Annotated in this window: 11 protein-coding genes; 3 read left to right on the top strand and 8 right to left on the bottom strand. The window is 59.1% G+C overall.

What is annotated here, in order from left to right; all coding sequences use genetic code 11:
- The 7 genes from V9K67_RS13385 to V9K67_RS13355 form a co-directional block, all read right to left on the bottom strand.
- A partial coding sequence (locus tag V9K67_RS13385) for a sodium:solute symporter family transporter (RefSeq protein WP_414696772.1) occupies positions 1-206 on the bottom strand: 206 nt, incomplete at its 3' end.
- 57 nt (positions 207-263) lie between these two features.
- The gene (locus tag V9K67_RS13380) at positions 264-1,262 is read right to left on the bottom strand and encodes a glycoside hydrolase family 43 protein (protein WP_336723243.1); all 999 of its coding nucleotides are present in this window, start codon (positions 1,260-1,262) and stop codon (positions 264-266) included.
- A 206-nt stretch (positions 1,263-1,468) separates the two neighbouring features.
- A complete protein-coding gene (locus V9K67_RS13375) occupies positions 1,469-1,906 on the bottom strand; it encodes a DUF4488 domain-containing protein (RefSeq protein WP_336723240.1) in 438 nt (145 codons plus the stop codon).
- 72 nt (positions 1,907-1,978) lie between these two features.
- Positions 1,979-3,172, bottom strand: coding sequence for a DUF4998 domain-containing protein (locus tag V9K67_RS13370; RefSeq protein WP_336723238.1), 1,194 nt, complete (start codon positions 3,170-3,172; stop codon positions 1,979-1,981).
- 80 nt (positions 3,173-3,252) lie between these two features.
- The gene (locus V9K67_RS13365) at positions 3,253-4,455 is read right to left on the bottom strand and encodes a DUF5000 domain-containing lipoprotein (RefSeq protein ID WP_336723236.1); all 1,203 of its coding nucleotides are present in this window, start codon (positions 4,453-4,455) and stop codon (positions 3,253-3,255) included.
- A gap of 33 nt (positions 4,456-4,488) precedes the next feature.
- On the bottom strand, positions 4,489-6,474 hold the full coding sequence (locus tag V9K67_RS13360; protein WP_336723235.1) for a RagB/SusD family nutrient uptake outer membrane protein: 1,986 nt from the start codon (positions 6,472-6,474) through the stop codon (positions 4,489-4,491).
- Between the two features lie 32 nt (positions 6,475-6,506).
- Positions 6,507-9,671, bottom strand: coding sequence for a SusC/RagA family TonB-linked outer membrane protein (locus V9K67_RS13355; protein ID WP_336723232.1), 3,165 nt, complete (start codon positions 9,669-9,671; stop codon positions 6,507-6,509).
- A gap of 386 nt (positions 9,672-10,057) precedes the next feature.
- Between V9K67_RS13355 and V9K67_RS13350 the strand changes: the two genes are divergently transcribed.
- Genes V9K67_RS13350 through V9K67_RS13340 form a run of 3 tightly spaced genes read left to right on the top strand, consistent with a single transcriptional unit; the run spans position 10,058 to position 14,635 of the window.
- A complete protein-coding gene (locus tag V9K67_RS13350; RefSeq protein WP_336723230.1) occupies positions 10,058-13,258 on the top strand; it encodes a ligand-binding sensor domain-containing protein in 3,201 nt (1,066 codons plus the stop codon).
- Entirely contained in the window at positions 13,255-14,028 is a 774-nt protein-coding gene (locus V9K67_RS13345; protein ID WP_336723228.1) for a response regulator transcription factor, read from the top strand. The genes V9K67_RS13350 and V9K67_RS13345 overlap by 4 nt, the downstream gene beginning before the upstream one ends.
- A gap of 49 nt (positions 14,029-14,077) precedes the next feature.
- Positions 14,078-14,635: a hypothetical protein gene (locus V9K67_RS13340; RefSeq protein ID WP_336723227.1), complete on the top strand. Its 558-nt coding sequence runs from the start codon at positions 14,078-14,080 to the stop codon at positions 14,633-14,635.
- Positions 14,636-14,872: 237 nt separating this feature from the next.
- On the opposite strand, the gene V9K67_RS13335 is transcribed toward V9K67_RS13340, so the two are convergent.
- Positions 14,873-21,937, bottom strand: a complete 7,065-nt coding sequence (locus V9K67_RS13335) for a pectinesterase family protein (RefSeq protein WP_336723224.1) — start codon at positions 21,935-21,937, stop codon at positions 14,873-14,875.
- Positions 21,938-21,993 lie beyond the last annotated feature (56 nt).

Genomic DNA, 21,993 nt, shown 5'->3' with positions numbered 1-21,993 from the left:
ATGCCGATAAACTGTTCGGCGGAAATATTGGAGGCGATCAGCGAGGCGCCGATGGCCCACCACGTCAAAGAACCTTCCGCCAGGAAATAGTCCTGCGTGGAAAGGCGGGCCGTTTTCTTTTTGCGGTACACCCACCACCCATACAGGGCCACGATCAGGAAGTAAACAAGAAAAACGACGTAGTCGCTGGTTTGCAGCATTTTCATAGGCAGCTACCGGGTTAGAATGAGGATCGATTTTTTTGAAAATGGTTATGGAGGTTCTTACTTCCCACCTGCGGCCTTCACTCCTTCCGTGGTCATCACCACCCTTTTCAACGTGCCGTCCTTGTTGTAGTGCAGGTAGTCGATGCAGACGGAGCGGTGGTAGCTGCTGCCGTCGGTGGGGATTACACCATTGTGGTAGATGAAATAGCTTTTGCCTTTGAAGTCGATGATGGACTGGTGGTTGGTATTGGAATTACCTGCCACCTCGTTGAGGATGCCCTTGAACTGCCAGGGGCCATGGATGCTGCGGCTCATGGCGTAGGCAATCTTCTCGGGAAACTCGTAGGCATACGACAGGTAGTACCAGCCGTTGCGTTTGTGGATCCAGGGTGCTTCGGTAAAATGCGGCAGGTCGACGGTCTGGATGGGACCATCCAGCTCGATCATGTTTTCCTTGAGCTTTGCATAATAGCATTTGGTATTGCCCCAGAACAGGTAGGCCTGGCCGTCGTCGTCGATGATCACCGAAGGATCGATATCGTCCCAGCTGATCTTGGTGTCGGTGGTCATGTCGTTGGTGATGATGGCCGAGCCGCGGGCATCCTTAAAGGGGCCGGCAGGGCTGTCGGCAACGGCTACGCCGATGGACTTGCCGCCGATGGTGCCGTGCTCCACCGCCACGTACCAGTAGAATTTGCCGTTGCGTTCGATCACCTGTGAGGCCCAGGCATCGCCTTTGGCCCACGCAAATTCCTTTACGTTCAGGGGCGAGGGATGCTCCTTCCAGTGGACCATATCGGTGGAGGAGAACAGCAGCCACTCGTTCATCACGTACCGCTCCTGGCGGGGCGGCGCTTCGTCGTGGCCGGCATAGAGGTACACGGTGCCCTGGTGTACGAAGGCGGCCGGGTCGGCGGTGTATTTATGCCGGATAATGGGGTTGCCGGCCGGTGCGGCAGCGGGCGGGGCCATCTGTGCGCTTGCCGGTTGAAGGGAAAATAAGGCGGCCGCAGCCAGGCAGCAGCCATATAACAAGGGTTGGAAGAACTGTTTCATGCGGAATGGGGAAAATGATTTCGGTAACAATAGGTGAGCGGGAGGCTTTTTACAAAGAAAATCAACTTGTAAAATACAGACAGGGCAATAGGTACCAAAACTTCTTCAAATCGTACATCTTTAAAAAGTAAAGCCCCGGCATCTTGCAGATGCCGGGGCTTTTTGAAACGGGAAGAAGCTTAGTGAACAGCCGAAGGCGGTAATCCCTATTCGGGGACCTCCAGCTTCCGGTACCGGTGCGACCACCGCAGTGAATCCTTTCCATCCCTGGAATAGACCACGCCGCTGAGCACCAGCGACTTGCCGTCCTTACTGAGCTCGTAGTTGTTGAGGAACTCTTTGCCCCTCAGGTCCCATTGCGCGTTGAACCGCACGTTGGTCACCTTTTCCTTAAAGTGGCCGTCGTCCACCACTTTGTAGCGCCCTTTATGGGTCAGGACCGTACCCACCTGTTCAAAACCCACACAATAATAGCTGCCGTTCTCCTCAAAAACCTTCATGTGGGGCGATGTTTTCGGATCGGACGGGTTACCCGTTACCCAGTGACCGGCAATGTCCGCCTTTCGCTTCTTGGGCGGATGGACGAAGGACAGCAACAGAACCGGGGCCAGGGCCAGGCAGACGCCTTTGATGACTCTTCTCATATGGTTGGTTTTAGTGAATGAATCAGCGGTAGCGGTTGGAAGATACGCTAGTGTTCCCTGCGGGCAAGCCGATTAAGGCAGTCCGAACAGCCGCACCTTGAATACTTTCATGAAATTCCCTTCGGCCGTCATGTTCGCCTGGATACCGATGGAAACCTGCGTGGCGTTGGCCAGCGTGAAACTGAGCTTGTTGTCCGCGAACTTATCGATGCTCTTGTACGCAAGGGCCGTGTTGGGCGTGCTGGCGATGTCGGGCAGCGTGCTGCCGGCAGCTACCGTGATGTACTTGGTACCGCCCGAGGAACAATCGCCTGCGGTGACCACCAGCGTGTATTTTCCGGCCGGAAGGGTAACGGTCTGGTACACCTTGCCATTGGGTATGGCCGTCATGCCCCACCAGGCCTCAATGGAAAGCGCTTTCGAGGGCAGCCAGCTGCCGTTGTCCAGGCCGCCGATATTATTGCCGCCGTTGCGTACATCGGCCGTGGTGATCCAGTTGGTGGGCGTCTGCCAGCGGTCATTGCCGCCGGCGGAATTGGCAAAGCCGGGGCCCGCATCAACGATGTAGCGGGAGGTGACGTCGTACATGACGCCTACGGTTTGCGCCGCGCTGTAAAACGTATCGATAGCGGTGGGCTTGGGCAGGTATTTCGTGCGCAGGGTCAGGGACGTACCGGCTTTGAAATCGGGCAGCGTGGTCAGCTGCTGGCTTACGGGCACAAACACCGAATCGGCGTTGTTGTTCGTCCGGGTATAACGTACCCAGGTGCCCTTGACACCGGTGGTGGTATCAAAACTGTCCCAGGCCACTTCCGCGCTTCCGTTCGCAAGCACCTCGGCCCGGGAAACCGGCCGGTTGCTCAGCCCCGCCGCATACTTGGGACCATAGGCCACACCGGTCTGGGTCACCGTCAGGGAGCTGTTCCCCGCCGCGTCGAAGTTCTGGATCTTAAACACCTGGATGCCTTCGGTGACGGGGATGATCCTTTTGAAGGAATCGATGCCCACACCCTTGGTAATATCGTAGACCGCTGAATCGCGGCCGTCGTTCCAGGTGATCTTGGTTTTGGTGATCTTCGGATCGGCCGGCAACAGGCCCAGGACCTGTACCCGCTGGTTACCGGAGTATACTTTTACCGAATCCAGCTTGCCGGTATAAAGGGTTTCTCCCCCGGCAGTGTATTCCTTGTATTCGTCCCACTTGGAGCAGGAAGCAAGGGCGAACAGGCCCATAAGCATGGCCGTAGCGGCCGTAATTTTTTTCATGCGCATTTGCATTTGTCAGGTTTTTGAAGGCAGGCTGCCGGCGGAAGGGCCTGCAGCCTGCCCGGTTTTTGGATCCGCTGTTAGCGGGGATCGCCGTAAACTTTCAGTTCGTTGATGCTTTGGGCGGTGCCGCCGGCAAAGTTCTCCAGGCAGCGGACGCGCAGGTACCGCACCTTGGGCGCCGCCAGGTCGATGTCCCAGTTGAAGCCGGCAGCGGCCGTGGCCTGGTCTTCGGCGCTGTCGGTGCCGTAGGGCAGGCCCGAGGGCTTCTTCACCGTGTAGCTCCCCAGCAGGCTCCAGGAGCCGTCCAGCGCGCCGTTCAGCGACGGATTGGTGGAACCCCAGATCTCGAAGCGCTTCATGGTGGTGAGGTAGTAATACCTCGTTCCTTCGGGGAAGGGCCGGATCCAGACGCGGCTGAGCTTTGCGGTGGCGCCCATGTCGAAGGTGATCATGTGCGGGCCGGAGCCGCCGGGCACCTGGTTGGTAAAGGAGGTATTGGGCCATCCCAGCTTGCCGTCCCAGGCATAGGGCAGGGCCGCGCCGTTGGTCACCTGCGGCGCATCGCCGGGCAGTACAAAGGCTTTGAACTTATTGGGGTCCAGCTGGGTCTCGAACAGCGGCTTCACCGTTTGGTACACCGTATCGGTCTTGTTGCCCCAGCGGTCCCTGATCAGAAAGCCGTAGCGGTAATTGAGCGTATCCAGGCCGCGCACTTTCGACAGGATGCTGTCGGTATTGGTGTACACGCTGATGTTGTTGTCGGTCTCGTATTCCTTGAACACGTTGGGCTTGGTGACCAGGATGGCCAGGTTGGCCCGCGAAGCGTTCAGCGCCGTGAAGTTGTAGCCGCCGAAGGCGTTCATCACCTGCAGGCTGCGGTATACCTGCCAGATGGGGGCTACCAGGGGCTTGATGGTAACGCTCAGCGGGGCCGAGGCCACTTCCGAGCGGCTGACCGAATACAGTTTTACCTCGTGCTCCAGCGTATCGGCAAAGCCCTCCACCATCAGGGAGTTGTTGTAATAAGAGGCCTTGGCTTCGTATTGCTGGCCGGTGGTGATGGTGTACACCGCTTTTACATACAGCAGGTTGGGGTCGTTGGGCAGCGTGTAGGAGATCGTCGCCTTGCCGTTTCCGTTGACCACCTTCACCCCGCTCACCTGGGCCGGTACGGCACCGTCGCTTTCCACCGGGTTATGCGATTCCAGCTCTTTGTTGCACGCGGCCGTCAGCAACACCGTGGGCAGCAGCAGGGAAGAAAATATTTTTCTATAGTTCATGATCTGATTTTTACAGGTAATGGTTATTGGTTACTAGTTGCTCCAGCCCGGGTTTTCCACCAGGCGGGGGTTGCGGCGGGTATCGTAGTTGCCGATGGGCGAAAAATAATCGCGGGGGGCAATGAACCGCTGGCTGAAGATCTGGCGCTCCTTGTAGTAGGTATTGTCGGTCTTGCCGGTGATGCTCCAGCCGGTGATGTCCTTGTTCAGCTCCTCGGCGGCTTCCTTCCAGCGGCGCAGGTCCCAGTAGCGCTGGCCTTCGAACATCAGCTCGATGGTGCGTTCGCGGTGGATGATGGCGCGCAGGCCTTCTTTGCTGCTGAACTTCGAAGGGTTCTGGGCATAAGCCGTCCACGACTCCACCACGCCTTTCAGGCCGGCGCGCTCGCGCACCTTGTCCAGGTAACTGATAGCAGTAGCCGATCCGCCGGCCACTTCGTTTTCCGCTTCGGCATACATCAGGTACAGGTCGGCCAGCCGCATTTCGGGCCAGGGATAGCTGCGCCATACGGGGGCGGAGGTACCACGGGTGGTCGATTCCCAGCTCACCAGCTTTTTGACGAAGTAGCCGGTTTCGCTCCAGTTGGTAAAGTGCCCGACGCCGGCGCTTTCGCTGTTCTTGGCTTTTACATAAAAGGTGGCCACGTCGCTGCCGGAGGCATTGCCGTCCTTCATGTACCAGAGCGAGCCGTCAAAGCCCAGGTCGGCATAAAAGCGGGGCTCGCGGTCGAAGTTCAGGCGGGCGGTGTTGTATCCCTGCTCGATATAATAGCGGTCCTTGGCGGTGGCGGTTTTCAGCTGGTCGTAGTTGCTGAAATTCAGCGTTTTGTCTTCGTCGATGGGCACGCCGTTGGACGTATAGAACAACTTGGCGATCTTGATCGGCGGCGCCCACACGCCCTGCAACTGGAAGCGGTCGACGTTGGTGCCCCTTTCCTGCGGCGGCATGCACAGGGCTTCGTTGGCAAAATACATCTGGGCATTGCCCCAGACGGTTTCCACGCCCCAGCGCTGGGTAACGGCATTGCGGATGTTGAGCTGCACCTTGGTGGAGTCGCTCAGCCTATAAATGTCGTTGGTGTATTTATAAAGGGAGAAACCGTTCAGTTCGGCGGCTTCCACGGCGGCCTTGGCGGCATCGCGGGCCTTCACCCATTTTTCGGCATCGAAGGAGGGGTTGAATAGCGCCACGCCGTCTTTATCCTTGAAGCCGGCAAAGTCGGGGTTGCCGTTGAACAGGGGGCTGGCGGCCGTCACCAGCAGCTTGGCCTTCAGGGCCAGTGCAATGGGCTGGGTCACGCGGCCCATTTCCGTGTTCTCGTTCTCGATGCGGACGGGCAGCAGCTTGGCGGCGCTGTCCAGCCAGGAGGAGATGGTGTTCACGCATTCATCCACCGGCGCCCTTTTTACATAGGAGCTGGCCGGGTCGGCATCCACCGGCACGTTCTCGTTGATGAGGGGAATGGGCCCATACATCCGCAGCATTTGAAAGTGGTAGTAAGCTTTCAGGAACAAGCCTTCGCCGATCCAGCGCGAGCGTTCGGCAGCCGAAATATCCGGCACCTTGGCGGGATCCTGCAGGTTCTCCAGAAAGATGTTGCAGTTGCGGATGCCGGTCCAGAGCTTCTGGTTGTCGAAGCGGGTATTCCCGTTTCCGCCCTTGCGCCAGCCCGCCCATTCGTTGAAGTAGGGGTCGGCAGCGTTCTGCTGTCCCTGGGCGATACGGAAAGCGGCATGCCAGTGGGTCTGGTCGTCCTGGGGGTACCAGATCTCGTCGGCGCCGGTCAGCGCCACGTTGTACCAGCCGTCGCCGTTCTTGGGCATGTAGGAATAAAGGGTAAAGAGAAACTTCTCGCCTTCGTTGCGCAACTTGAAGGCATTGTCCAGCGTGGCCACGTTGTCGGGCACGATGTCGAGGTACTTTTTACAGGAAGAGACGCCCGTACCCAGGGCTACCAGCAGCAGGGCCGGGAAGAGCAGCTTCCGGTTCCTGTCTTTATTGAATTTGAAGAGGTTCATGGTATTCATTAGTGCGTTTAAATAGGAGGTGGTTAGAAATTCAGCTGGGCGCCCATGCTGTACACGGATTGAATGGGATAGCCCAGGCCGTTGCCGCCCATTTCCACATCCCACTCTTTGAAGGAGCTGAGGATGAACAGGTTGGTGGCCGACATATAGATGCGGGTGCCTTTGAGCTTCAGGGCCTTGATGTCGGGCAGGGTGTAGCCCAGGTCCACGCTCTTCAGCCGCAGGAAGTCGCCGCTGCGCATCCACCAGGTAGAGGTTTTATTGTTAGACTCCACCATCCAGTTGCTCAGGCGGGGCCAGAAGGCGTAGGGGTCCTGGTTGTCTTCCGACCAGTGGTTGTCGGCGATGCCCTTCAGCAGGTTGTTCTGGTAGCCGCCGTTCAGGTAGAACGGCTGGATGTTGGCCGGGTTGATGAAGAAGGACGAACGGGCCGCACCCTGGAAGTAGAAGCCGAAGTCGAAGCGCTTGTAGCCCAGGGAGGCGCCGAAGCCGTAGATGATCTCGGGCTGCTGGGGATAGCCGATGGGTACGCGGTCGTCGTCGTTGATGACGCCGTCCTTGTTGATATCCTTGTACTTGATGTCGCCGGCCAGCAGGCCGATATCGCCGTATTGCACGGGCGAGTTGGCCACTTCCTTCTGGTCGATGAACAGGCGCTCGGCCACCAGTCCCCAGACCTGGCTGATGGAGCGGTTGCGGCGCGACAGGTAGGCGATGTTGGCGGGGTACTGGATCTCGTCGGTCACTTTTACCTTGCTGGTGGCATAGGTGAAGGTGCCGCGGGGGTTGATCCAGAAGTCCTTGGTGTAGGAATGCTGGTAGTTCACCGACAGGTCGATGCCCCGGGTTTCAGCCTTGCCATAGTTGGCCGAAGGGATGGCGGAGAAGCCGGCGGCCGACTCTACGGTGGACTTGGGCTGCAGGATATTGGAGCGCCATTGCTGGTACACCTCGGCGGTGACGGTCAGGTCGCGGAACATTTTCAGGTCCATGCCCAGGTTCAGCGAGCGGGATTGTTCCCAGGTGATGTCCTCGTTGGCGTAGCGCGAGATCGAAACACCCGAGCGGTAGTAGGTGCCTGCCCCGTCGTTCTTGCCGAAAGAGGCGCCGAAGCCCGCATCATTGAGGTTGATGTTGGACAGGTAGAAGAAGCGGTCGTTGATGCTGCCGATCTGGTCGTTGCCCACCAGCCCGTAGGTGGCGCGGAACTTCAGGTCGTCGATCGTTCCTTTCAGGGGTTCAAAAAACTTCTCGTTGGAGATGCGGTAGCCGATACCGGCGGAGGGGAAGAAGCCGAAGCGGTTGTTGCGGGCAAAACGCTCGGAGCCGTTATAGCCAAAGTTGAACTCGGCCAGGTAGCGGTTGTCGTAGCCGTAGGTGAACCGGCCGGACAGCGTCTGGTTGCGCTGGGGCAGCGATGCCTGGACGCTGTTGGCAATATTGGATTCATAGTTGGCCGACTCGTAGTTCGACATCACGCCGATCAGGGTGCCGCCCACGGTGTTCTTGCCAAAATTGCGGTTATAGTTCACCGAACCTTCCCACCAGAACCGGGAATCCAGCACACGCGGGGGGGCGGACACACCCAGGTATTCGGTACCCACGGCCCCAATGGAGGTAGCGCTGCCGTCGTTGAGCACCTGCAGGTTGTACTGCTGGGTGGTGGGGTCCACCAGGGCGGAATAGTAGAAGGGGTTATAGCTCCGGTCCACTGCATAGTACGAATAACGCCGCAGGTAGCCCATGGTGCGGAAGCTCAGGCCCGGGGTAATGAAGTTCAGGTTTTGCTTCAGCTCCAGCTGCGGCTGCAGGTTGGAGGTTTTGTACACCGAATAGCCGCGCACCATCTGGGCATAGGGGTTCACAAACAGCGTGGAGGTCAGGCCGCCGGCATTGACGGTACGGCCGGAACCGAACAGCGGGTGGTCGATATAGGGCAGCTTGTCCTGGGGGTACACGGCCGGGAACATCACCGGGTTGGACCAGAGGACGTTGTTGAAGGTGGCGGCGCCGCCCCCGATGGGGCCCTGGTAGTCATCGAACTGGCCGTACATCCGCACGACTACTTCGGTGGTGGGCGTTACGTTCAGGTTGATGTTGGTGCGCAGCGAATAGTTCTTCAGCTTGATGTTGCTGTTGAAGTCGTTTATGGGGTCCACTTTCAGCACGCCGTTGTCCTGGTTGTAGGTGCCGGCGATGTAGTAGCGGGTTTTGGCGTTGCCGCCGTTGATGTTCAGGTTATAGCTCTGGTTGACCGTATTCTTTTTGATCAGCTTGTCGATCCAGTTGTTGTTGGGGTACAGGTAGGGATCGTCGCCGGCTTTGGTATGCTCGATCTTGTTTTGAGAATAGGGCTGGATGGCCAGGGGCGAGCGGGTCAGGGCCGCTTCGTTGGCCAGCTCCATATAGGTAATGTTATCAGCCAGGTTAAAGTTTTTGGTATTGGACGAAACGCGGTTCTCGGCCCGGAAGGAGAAGCGGGCGGTGCCTTCCTTACCGGTACGGGTATTCACCAGCACCACGCCGTTGGCGCCGCGGGCGCCGTACACCGAGGCGGCGGCAGCGTCTTTCAGCACCGAAAAGTCGGCGATGTCGTCGGGCTGCATGCGGGCCAGGTCGGTGGAGGACGACTCCACGCCGTCGATGAGGATCAGCGGGTCGGTTTTGCCGGTGCCGAAGGTGGACAGGCCGCGGATATAAAAGGAGGAGTTATCCGTACCCAGGCCCGGCTCGCCGGAGCGCTGGAAGGAGATCATGCCGGGAATGCGGCCGGCCAGGGTATTGGTGAGGTTGCCGGTAGGCCCCTTCAGTTCCTTGACGTTCACCGTGGTGATGGAGCTGACGGAGGAGGCTTTTTTCTGGGTACCGCCAAAGCCGATGATCACCACATCACCCAGGGTGTTGCTGGTGGACTTCATCAGGACGTTGACGATGCTGCGGCCGGCGATGGGCATTTCCTGCACCTCGTAGCCGACGGCGGAAAACACCAGCGTTCCGCTGGCCGGCACCACCAGGGTGTACTCACCGCTTTGGCTGGTCTGGGTTACTTTTTTGGCATCGCCTTTCAACTGCACCGTGACGCTTTGCAGCACGGAAGAATCCGAGCTGACCTTACCCGCAACGGTGATCTGGTTTCCCTGGGCAAAAGCCCCGAAGGAAATAAAAGAAAGCAGGAAGAGCAGCAACATAGGCGCTCTCTTCTCACAAGGAGTAGTCTTATACTTCATGAAAAATCTTTACAAAGGAAGAATGGGTTTCTATACCGGCTTCACGGCGGCCGTGGGCGCTTCAGGACAGGGCAAGGGGGACAGGGCGTCCCGGGGACGGCAAGCAGGCAATCGTAATTTCATGGCGTGAATCGTTTTTAACAAAATTTATAGTGATGTAAAGTTGCTGCTATTCCTTTTTTTCCTTTCTACCCAGCGTTCCAGAGTTTCTACAAATCGTATCATACTAACATTTGCTTACCCTGCCGGGCGCTCCCTTCCATAAATAATTCCAGAACCTCCGCAAAACGTACCACCCCCGCCCCGGACCGGCAGATTGTGCTACCTTTAAGACCTTCACCTTCTCCATGCAACGATTACTTTTTGCCCTGCTTGCTTCCTTATTATTATGGTGCGGCCTGCCCCTCCGGGCGCAGTCCTTCTACTTCCGCCATTATCAGGTAGAGAACGGCCTGTCGCACAATACCGTCACCTGCAGCATGCAGGACAAAATGGGCTTTATGTGGTTCGGCACCAAGGACGGGCTGAACCGCTTCGACGGTTACACCTTCAAAACCTTTCGCAAAACCCCGGGCAAGGAGGGCGCCATCGGCAGCAACAACATCCACTCGCTGTTCCTCGATAAGGAGGGCACGCTCTGGGTGGGCACGGAAACAGGGCTGTACCAATACCTCGACCGGACCGAGGAGTTCCGCCTGGCGCCCGCCACCAGGGGCTTCTATATCGATAAGATCGCGGAGGACAAAGGAGGAAACCTCTGGTTCACCTCGGGCTACAACCTGTGCCGGCTGGCGAAGCGCACCGGCCAGCTGGCGTTTTACGACCAGCATAAATACTTCGCGGCCACCAGCATCTGCACCAGCCCGGAGGGAGCGGTCTGGATCGGCACCCCCAACGGGTACCTGGAAAAATACCACCCCCAAAGCGATTCCTTTTCCGGCCTCGACCTGTTCGGCCATTCGCCCCCCACGCCCAACCGCTGGATCGAAAGCCTGTACACTACGGCCGACGGGCAGATCTGGGCCGGCACCTCCAATACGGAGATCAAGGTGATCGGGGCGGACCGCTCCACCTATACGGACATTACGGTGCCCAACAGCCCCCAAAAGAATTTATACATCCGCAGCATCCTGCAAACCGCTCCCGGCGAGTACTGGCTGGGCACCGAGTCCGGCATCATCGTATACAACCGCCAGACCGGCAAAACGGTGCGCCTGCAAAAAGATTACAACGACCCGTATTCCCTTACCGACAACGCCATCTATACTTTTTGCCGCGACCGGGAAGGCGGCGTCTGGGCCGGCACCTATTTCGGGGGCATCAACTATTTTCCCAACCAATACAGCCCGTTTAAGAAATACTTTCCCAAAAAAGGCGAGAACTCCCTCGGCGGCAACGTGGTCCGCGAGATCAAAGAAGACCGCTACGGGCAGGTATGGATCGGCACCGAGGACGCGGGGCTGAACCGCCTGGACCCCGCCACGGGCACCTTCACCCGCTTCCAGGCCGACGGCGCCCCGGGCAGCGTCACTTTTTTCAACATCCACGGCCTGCTGGCCACCGGCGACGAGCTGTGGATCGGCACTTTCCACCACGGCCTCGACGTGCTGGACCTGCGCTCCGGCAAGGTAGTGCGGCATTTCAACGCGGGGCAGGGCAACGTGCTCTGGCACAACTTCATTTATACGTTCTACCAGCCTTCCCCGGACGAGATCCTCATCACCACGCCCTCCGGCATGTTCACCTACAGCCGGCCCGCCGACAGCCTGTACTGGACCCCGGGGATGCCCCAATGGAACTGGTATACCTCCATCCAAAAGGACGACAAAGGCGTGCTTTGGGCGGGCACCTTCGGCAACGGCCTGTTTTATTACAACCCGGCCACGGGAAAGAGCGGCAACCTGCGGCATGAAGAAACAAAGTCCAACAGCCTGGGCAGCAATGGGGTCAACTCCATATTTTTAGACAGCCGCCGGCAGCTGTGGGTGGCCACGGAGGAGGGGTTATGCCGGTTCAACGAACGAGACAGCTCCTTTACCCGCTACGGCACGGCCAACGGCTTTCCCAGCAACTTTATCCTCAGCATCCTGGAAGACGCCCGCCAGCAGCTGTGGATCGGCACCACCCGGGGACTGGTACGCTTTCATCCCCCTTCCGGCGGCGTGCAGGTGTACACGACGGCCAACGGGTTGCTCAGCGACCAGTTCAACTATAATTCCGCCTTTAAGGATGCCGCGGGCCGGATGTATTTCGGCAGCGCCAAAGGCCTCATCAGCTTCCGGCCCGAAGAGATCGGCCAGAGCAGCTTTGTGCCGCCGGTTTCCATCACGGGCTTCCAGGTCAACAACCGCGAAACGGCCATCCGGGCCGAAGGCTCGCCCCTGCGTCAGTCCGTGACTTTTTCCAAAAAGCTGACGCTGAACCACCGCCAGTCCACCTTCAGCATCGATTTTGCCGCCCTGAGCTATACGGCCCCCGACATGACGCAGTATAGCTACCAGATGGAAGGGTTGTCCAGGAGCTGGATCAACCTAAAGACCAACCGCCGGGTGTATTTCATGGGGCTGACGCCGGGCACCTATGTGTTCCGGGTAAAGGCCTCCAACGGCAACGGCGCCTGGAGCCCACAGGAAACGAAGCTGATCATCGTCATCCAGCCGCCCTGGTGGGCCGGCCCGCTGGCCTATGCCGCTTATATCCTGCTGGCGGTGGGGCTGGTGGTGTACCTGGTGCAGTCGTACCACGAGCGCATGGAAGAAAAGAACCGCCGGAAGTTCGAGCGGCTGGAGCTGGCCAAGGAAAAAGAGGTGCTGGAAGCCAAGATGGAATTTTTCACCAACGTGGCCCACGAGATCAAGACGCCCCTGACCCTCATCAAGGTACCCCTGGCCAAGGTGATCCGCAAGGTGGGCGGCCTGCCCGAGATCAGCAACAGCCTGCAGATCATGCAGCGCAACACCAACCGGCTGGTGGACCTGGCCAACCAGCTGCTCGATTTCCGCCAAACCGAGATCCACCGGTTCCACCTGTCCATCGAGCAGGCCGATATTTCCGCGCTGGTGGCGGAAGCCTGCGCCGGCTTTACCTCCCTGGCCGAGCAACACAATACCGACCTGTCGCTGCAGCTGCCCGAAGAGCCCTTCCAGGCGGCGGTGGACGTGGACGCTTTCAATAAGATCATTTACAACTTATTTGGCAATGCCGTGAAATATGCCGCCGCCCGGGTGGACATTGCGCTCCTCCCCTATTTTCCTGACCGGCAGTCCTTTACCATCCGGGTGAAGAACGACGGCTACCTGGTGCCCCAGGAGATGAAGGAAAAGATTTTCGAGCCTTTTTTCCGGTTACGGGAGACCGAAGGGCAGAGCGGCACGGGCATCGGGCTGGCGCTCTCGCGTTCGCTGACGCTGCTGCACAACGGCACGCTGGTGCTGGAAGCGCCGGAAGAGGGGATGAACGTATTTTCGCTGACGCTGCCCGTGCACCAGGAAGCGGCCGGCAACGGCGTGGAAAGTAAATTTTCTGACGAAAACAAAACTGCTATATGAAACCTGTGCTCCTTTTGGTGGACGACCACCCCGAGATGCTGGAAGTGCTGGCCGACGAGCTCGGCGAGAAATACGAGATCCGCACGGCCCCGGACGGGCGGCAGGCCCTGGAGCTGCTGAGGCAGGAAGCCGTTCATTTGGTGGTCAGCGATGTGATGATGCCCGTGATGGACGGCTTTGAGCTGTGCCGGGCCATCAAGTCGAATTTCGAGTACAGCCACGTGCCGGTGATCCTGCTAACGGCGAAGAACACCCTGCAATCGAAGATCGAGGGACTGGAGCAGGGCGCCGACGCCTACATCGAAAAACCCTTCGACTCCGAATATTTATTGGTGCAGATCGCCAACCTGCTGGCCAACCGCAATAAAATAAAGGAATACTTTGCCCATTCGCCGCTGGTGCACCTCAAAAGCATTGCACCCACCCGCCCGGACGAAAGCTTTTTGGACAAGCTGAACGAAGTGATCCGGGCGCATATGGAGGATGTGGAGCTGGATGTGGACCAGCTGGCGCGGCTGATGACCATGAGCCGCACTTCCCTGTTCCGAAAAATCAAGTCCATTACCGACCTGACGCCGAACGAACTGATTAACCTCACCCGCCTGAAAAAAGCCGCCGAGCTACTGGCCGCCGGAACGTACAAAATCTACGAGGTTTCCGACATGGTGGGCTATAGCTCGCACACCAACTTCGGCCGCAACTTCCAAAAGCAGTTCGGCATGACGCCCAAGGAATACCAAAAGCAGGTATTATCGGGTGGAGGGGAATAATATAAACTGTAATCGATAAGTTTGTTCAGAGGCAATCAGAAATGCAGCAATGAATGCACAAAAAGAGTTCGATATTTTCATCCGTCAAAAAGTTCCTTTCCTGAGCAGGTTTCTCTATAGCCTGACTCTATTGTTTTTTGCTTTTTTGTTCCTGCTGTACCTGGTCATGCTGCCTGCAAAAAATGCTTCCGGGGAAATGGCGACAGCGTACTATATATTGGTTGTACCCGAAGCTTTAAAGAGGCTTTCCGCTTATTCCGGAATAGGGCTGTTGCTTGTCCTACCGCTTTATTATTATGCAAGGTTGCAGAAGCCTGCTACATTGACGATTCAAAATGACCTTATTTCTATTACGGGCAAAGGGGTTGGCAGAACCATACCCATAAGAAAAATGGACAGGATTTATTTTAATGACGTAAAAACCGTCTTTGGCAAGCCAAAGGGCATCCTGCAAATGGTCATACGACAGAAGCGCAGAAAGCTAACAACCTTCCGGCTCAGGCACTACGATCAAAGCGCAGCGCTTTTGGAAGCATGCAGCACCTTTGAAAAAATAACGTTTGCTTTTTATGACAAAGAAATGATGGCCGACCATGATGACGGCTGAATTTTACGTCAGGCGTTACCTTCCTGTTTTCCATTCGTCGTTCCGGGTAACCGCAACCCACGCCTTCTGCGGGAAAAATTTAGCGATGACATTTAGTGGCTTCCTACGGGGTATATCTTGTGCCGCTAGGCACAAGGTTTTCACCTGGTTACGGCAATGAAACCGTGCAAATGGAACAAAAAAAGGGAGGGGTAGAAACCCCTCCCGTGCTTGCTTGTCTATTGCTTGCTGAAACAGCTATTGTTTGAGCATCTTATGAGTAGTGGTCTGATCACCGTTGCGCACCACCACATAATACATGCCTGCCGTTAACCCCCTGGCAGGAATGCTTTGCAGGGTGTTGGTCAGCCGTTGGGAAAGCACCTGCACGCCACCGGCATTATATACCTGTACCGAAGCACCGGCATGCAGCTGGCTGATGCGCAGGTTGATGGTTTCCGCAACCGGGTTGGGATATACCTGAACCAGGGATGCAGCCGCTTCGCCCATTGTGCCGGAAGGAGTCTGCGAAAGGGCATTGCAGCCTCCCAGTTGGTCACCATGGTCCAGGTGCTGTTCCACCGCAGCCGAAGCCACGCAAATATCCACTCCATTGTGGCACACCCGCACCTTGTCATTGTTGTTGCCGCAGCGAACGTCCATCACTTTGATCTCCAGGACCGCACTGCCATGCACCGTAGGGACGGAGGCCTGCCCGGCAGGAGCTCCTTCTACCGATGCAGCAGGCGCTGCCACACAGCCATTGCCATCTGTTACGGTTACGCCGTACACGCCGGCAGCACTTACGGAAATCGATGGGGTGGTCGCTCCGGTACTCCACCCGAAGGTATACGGAGCCGTGCCGCCCTGCGCTAGGACTTCAAGACCCAGTGTTGCAGGGCCATAACCCAGGTACAGGGTGTTTTTGGCATCCACTGCCTGATTAAGGGCATAAACATCCGGAATGCCCGCCGTGAACCGGGGGTTCACCGTAACGGTGGTCTGGACCGTGTTTTCATGGCCATGGTCATCGCTGATGGTCCAGGTAATGGTGCTGACCCCCTCATTAAAGCTCCCGCTGGCATTGGCCCCGCTGCCGCTGCGGCTGGTAGCACCGCTGATGCGGTAGCTGATGCCCACCGTACTGCAGTTGTCGGTAGCGGCAAGCGCAGGAATGGTATAGACACCGTCCGGGCGGTAGCATAGTACCGGCACTTCCGGGAGATACGTCACCACAGGAGCGGTACCATCGGTAACCGCCAGGGTGCCCGTCACATAGCTGATGCTATAGTTGGTGAGGCCGGTACCCCGGGCCTCCGCTACTGCAATGTCGTAGTTTCCTTCGGTACCGCTTAGCCCGGCACCATCGTTGGAAAGGGTCACACTGCTAACGGCATCCGCACCTGCCAGGCCTTCGGCGGTGAAGGCCGTAGTGCCCAGGTCCAGGGCCGTGCCGCACTCCTTCGTTTGGTCACCCGCCTTGATGGTCAGCGGCCGCGGGCTGATGGTCAGCGTAGCGGAAGCCGAGGCCGGCAGGTAAAAGGCGTTCCCGGCAAAGGAAGCGGTAATGGAATACGTACCCGCCTGTACAGGAGCGCTTTGCAGCAGGGTACCCGTTGCGTCCTTATAGGTAAGGGTCAGGGCGGGGCTCAGCTGCTCGCCTTCGACGCCGGTGCCGGATGCAACGCCTGCGGCGCCATGTGGCTGAGCGTCGTACGTAATGGTGGTGTCCTGCAACCGGATGGTGGCCGGAACCTTGTCATAGTTGGTCACACCAAAAGGAGCGAACGAAGTGAGGCCGGAAGCGGTGGCCGTGTACGGATCCGCGGTGGTGCCGCTTCCGCCCGGGGAAGCAGCCGTGTTGTTCCAGCTTCCGCCGGCATACTGCATAATGGCCAGCAACCCGGAAGGATCGAAGGCGGCAGCCTTATCGGCGGCCTGCCATCCAAACTTAGCGGTGACGTTGCTTCCGCCTGCCACCTCCTCGCTGATGGTCCATTGCCGGTTCACCACTTTGGAGGCGTCGGCAACGGGTTGATCAAAGGTGCTTTGCACCCGCACCGAAAAGTTATCGGCCGTACCACTGTTGGTCAGCGTCACCGGGTTATAGCTACCTGCCGTACCGATCGGGAAGGAGGTGGCGGTGCCGCTTACCTGGCGCTTCAAGGCCCCGGAGCCGGTAGTGGCAAAGTAATGACTGCCCGTGGTAAAGGTGGTGGCTTTGCTGGCATCCACCAGGCCGCCATTGCCGATATTCAGGGAAAGCGAGCCCGCAACCGGCGCCGTGTTGGTGCTGAATAGCTTGCCCAGCTTCAGCGTTCCCGTCACGTTCAGGGTAATGGGCTGCGCTATAGTCTTATGCGGCACCAGGGCGGAAAGCATGGCGCTGCCGCTCAGATCCAGTGTGCCCGCGATGTTGTACGTATACTTTCCTACGGTCCGCACCACGAAATCGCCCGCACTGGCCGTGTGCAGGAAGCCCGCCTGTACGGTCACTCCCGGCTGCACATTCACCGTCACGTCATTGGTGCCATAGTCCCAGGTGCTGTTGTTGGAACCGTACCAGGCCTGCAGCCCGCCGCTCAGCACCAGGTTGGAATTAATGTTCAGGGTAATGTTGGACACGCCGGTCAGGGCGCGGATACCGTTGAACTGGTAGCGGCCGTCGCCGCCCAGCTGGTACACGCCGTTAGTGCCGTCCAGCTCCAGGGTGATCTTGTTGGCAGCAGGATCGGTGCCGCCAAACACACCGGCATTGTAGATGTCGCCCTTGATACGCAGGTTCTTGCCCAGCACATCCGCCTGTAAAACACCGTCTTTTTCAATGGTCAGGTTATTGATGCCCACCAGGCTGTTCAACACAACGGTGTCGCCGGTGGCAACGGTCACGTTGCCGGAAGCGCCCGTACCCAGGGCAAGAGGCTCCCAGGCCTTTGTGCCCGAATTGTACTTTTCCCAGATGGAGGCGGTACCATTGTTGGTCCAGTTGCCCGAAGCGCGGGACCGGGTATCCCCGTTCAACGGAATGGAGGGGTCTATAAAGCCGGTGTAGCTGCTGGTGGAAGCGTAACCGCTCTTAGAAGCTTTTACATAGTAATAATAAACGGTTCCTTTGGCAGGCAGGGCATCGGTAAGGCTGAAGGCCACCACCGAATCCACGCCGCCGGTGAGTTCATTTACCTTGGTAAAGTGAACGCTGTCGGAGCTGCGGAACAGCTCGAATTTCACCCCGCTGATGGGCCAGCTCAGGTTCCAGCTGAGCGTAACATTGCTGCTGTTGCGCTGGGTACGGAAATTGGCCACGGCCAGCTCGGCGGGCACCGGGGCGTTCAGGGCCGGGAACGCATAATACGGATCCCAGGCGCCGAACAGGTTGTTATTGTTGTAATAAGGGGCCGCCTGCTCGTCGGTCAGCTGCTTCGACCAGGAAAGACGCTTGCTCACATCCACCGGCGAGCCGTCCCATTTGCGGGATTTATACTCCGCATACGTGATCAGCGCCGTATCCACGGACCAGGTGGACCAACCGGCAGGGCTAACCGAAGAACCCATTCGGGTATTGATATAAACGGTCTTCGGTGCATTGCCCCAGGGCCTTCCCAGCGAATAAGAGGTGACGCCGCGGTTGGCGGGCATGCGGCAGTCGCGAAACACTTCGCCGTAGGCCAGCGCGGAAGGCGTGTTGGCAGCGGTCACATAGCCGCCCCCGCCCCCATCGAGACGGTCCCGGCCATAGATCACGCAGGAGTCGAACAGGGCCGTGGACGAACCGAAGATAAAGTCCGTATTGCCGTCGATGTAGCAGTTTTTAAACAGGTGCCGGCCGTTGCCGTTGTGCCATACGGTGTCCTGGCCGCCGATGAAGCGGCAGTTCTTGTACACGCAGCGGTCGCCGCTGATGTAAATGGCCAGCGCCTGCGGGCCGTCGCCCACGTAGCCGGTGGCGTTTTCCACCGTAACGCTCATCATGAAAAAGTCGCTGGCATTCACCGTCAGGGTGGCCGAGGTGTTGGTGCCGATGTTCACCCCGTTTTCCACTTTGCCGGAATACGCGTCCCAGCTGATGACGGTGCCCGCCACGCTTTCCCCTACCAGGTGGATGAACGGCTTGTTGGAAGGAATATTGATCTTCTCCACGTATTTGCCGTTCTTGATAAAGATCACGTAAGGCGTGGTGCGGCCCACGGGCGCCGCGTTAATGGCTTGCTGGATGGAGGCGTATTGACCGCTTCCGTCCTTCGCCACCACCACGTCGGCATTGGCCGCCGTGTACACCTGCACCTGGTACACCACCGTGGTGGTACCGCTGACGGGCAGGGTGGCCGCGGTGGCGCCTGCGCTGGCGGCCGAAAGCGCGCCACTGTACGAACCGGCGGCGGGGGCATTCAGGCGCAGGAAGCCCAAAAGATTCAGGCTTTTGTTTTCAGGGGTCAGCAGCAGCGAGGAACTCCAGGCATTCTCGTCCTCCGACAGCTCGAAGCCTGTAGGCGCCGTCAGGGTAACCTTGCCGTTCAGGTTGCTGCCCGAAAGGGAAAAGCGCTGTGCAGCAGAGGGAGCGCCGACCGTCTGGCCGAAGGCGGCCAAGCTGCCCGAAAGCGAAACGGTGGCCACGGGAACGGTGACGGCACCGGAAGCGGTAGCGGCAGCGCTGTAGTTAAAGGCTTTGTCGGCAGTGAACACATGGTAATAATAGGTGGTGCCGGAAGCAAGGGCCGCCACGCTGCCATCGTCGGTAAAGCCAGCAGTTTTGCCCAGGTACACCACTACGACCCCGGCGGCAGGGCTGTTGCCCAGCGAGTAGAGGCCGTTGGGGGTCAGGACCGGCGCCGTTGCCGACGTGCTGCGGACCACCAGGTAACCGCCGCCGTCCAGGCCGGTGGCAGGGGCCGTCCAGCCCAGGCTGATGGTGCCGTTCTCGTAATTGCCGGTGGCGGTGGCCGAAGCGGGGGCATCCGGTGCGGTTACATCCGCTGCCGGGCTGGCCTGGTTGTCGGCCGGGTACACCACGTAGTCGTCCACGTCGAACGGCCGCACCAGGGCGGAGCCGCCGCCGTTGAACCGCAGGCCGCCAAAGGCCATGGTGGCCGTATAGGCAGGATTGAGCCCATAGGAAAAGGAGGCCTTTACCCAGGCGCCATTGGTGCCCGCATAAGCCGCCGTGGAATTCGCCGAGGTGAGGTTGGTATTGTCCGCCACTGACAGCTGGCCGCCTACCGCGTTGCCCGTAGCGGGCGCCGGCGTGCGGTAATAGTATTGAACAATGTATTTGGTATTGTTCGAAAAAAGGGTGCCCGTTACCGTGGGCGACATCGCGCTTTTGACGCTGCCGCTGGTGCTGGTATAGGTAAAATAGTTCGCTCCCGTGCGGGCCGTACCATTGGCCACGATATTGGCCGAACCGTTGGTGGTCCATACCGTTTGCAACAGGTTTACGCCGGCCCCCGGGGCGGTGGTGGACACGGCGCCGGCGGGCTGGTTCTCAAAGCCGCCCTCCATGAGCGGGAACAGGCCGATGACCTGCTTCTGGTTGATCACTACCGGCACGGGGTCGGCGGTGGCACCGCTTACGGCAAAGGTCAGCGTGGGCGTGCCGGCGCTGGTCACTTCGATGACGCCGCCATAGGAGCCGATGGCCGCGGCATTCAGCCGCACGCTGACGGTGGTGGAAGCAACGGTTCCCGACACCGGGTTTAGCGACAGGCTGGAGCTCCAGCTGGTGCCGTCGGTGGACAGCTGGTAGCCGGCCGGCGCGGTCAGGCTGATGGCCCCCGCCAGGTTGGTGCCCGAAACCGGGAAGGTTTGCGGGGCGGAAGCAGCGCCGGTGGTTTGCTTGAAGCTGCTGAACGCCGTGGTGGCGTATACCACCGGGTCGGTGGCGGCCGCCGGGCTGGTCAGGCTGTTCAGGTAATTTTCCAGGTGCGTATACCCGTTGGCCGCTATGCCGGAGCGGTCGGAAGCGTCGGCCGCATTCAGGCCGTGGGCGCTTTCATAGCCGTCGGGCATGCCGTCGTGGTCGCCGTCGGCGGGCGCCGGGGCGGACGCCAGGGCCGGCCAGGCGTTTACCGTTTGTTCATAGGGGGTGCCGTGCGGGTAGCCGCCCTGCACGTCGATGATGCCGCCCGTGCGGTTTTTGACGTCGTTCACGATGCGCTGGTCCAGCGTATCGCGGTTGGGCAGCGAGCAGCCCGCGCCGGCCAGTACGGCGGCATAGGCATCGGCGGCCGTCTGCGTTTTTACCGGGTAGCCATGGTTGAGGGGACCGGAGGGCATTACCCAGGACACGTCGTCGATGGCCACACCCGTCCAGTTATCGGCGGTAACGGAGGACGACCCGTCCACGTAGTTGCCGCTTACCCACCATTTGCCGAACGGCACCGTGGCGCTGTTGGAGGGGTTGCAGATGCGGTAGCGTACGCCGCTGCCGGTATTGGGGCCGTACTTATAAAAATTGTTCACCACGTTGTAGTTGCCGCCTTCGCCGCCGTACACGTTGTTGATGCCCCAGTTGTACAGAACGTTGTTGCGAAAGTCCACGTTCTCCACGCCCGGGGTGCTGGGCGTATAGGTGGAAATGCCGGAAAAGCGGGGTGCCCGGTTGCGGACGTGGGCAATGAGGTTGTGGTGCAGGGAAGCCCGCTTACCGCCCCAGATGCCGCCGTAGCCGTGCCGTTCGTAGTCGGTATCGCCGGTTTCGAAGTGGTAGGAGTAGTTCAGCGGCTCGGACACCAGGCACCACTGGATGGTGAGGTTGTCGCCGCGGTAGATGGTCAGGGCCTCATCGGCGCTCCAGCTGACGGAGCAGTGGTCGATGAGGATGTTGCTGGGACCCAGGCCGCCCAGGGCGTCGCCGCCGCCGCTGCCGTTGACGGGGTTGCCGCCCGCGTCGGTAACCTTCTGGTGGCGGTCGCCCAGGCGGAAGCGCAGGTAGCGCAGGACCACGTTGTCGCCGCTGATGGAGACGGGGTAATCGGCCACGCAGATGCCGTCGCCGGGAGCGGTTTGTCCCGCGATGGTGGTGTTGGCCCTGATGCCCAGGTTGGAAGTAAGGTGGATGGTACCCGACACGCGGAACACCACCGTGCGATGGGTGGCGGCGGCGGTCAGCGCATAGCGGAGGCTGCCGGGGTTGTTATCGTCATTGAGGTGGGTGACCTCGAAGACCGTGGTGGGCGCACCGGGGGTGCCCCTGCCGCCGGAGGTGTACATGCCGGCGCCTTCCGCCCCGGGAAAGGCGGGCAGCTGGGCCTGGGCCGTCCGGGCGCCGCAGAGGGCCCCCAGCAGCAGCAGGTTTTTTAAGAACCGCTTCGTGTTTTTAGACAACATACAATCGTTAGTGGTTTTTGAGTTTAAGCGTTGGGATTGAGGCCACAAACCTAGAT

Source organism: Huijunlia imazamoxiresistens (genome assembly GCF_037132455.1).
Lineage (GTDB): Bacteria > Bacteroidota > Bacteroidia > Chitinophagales > Chitinophagaceae > Flavisolibacter > Flavisolibacter imazamoxiresistens.
This window is presented reverse-complemented; position numbering and strand designations above follow the sequence as displayed.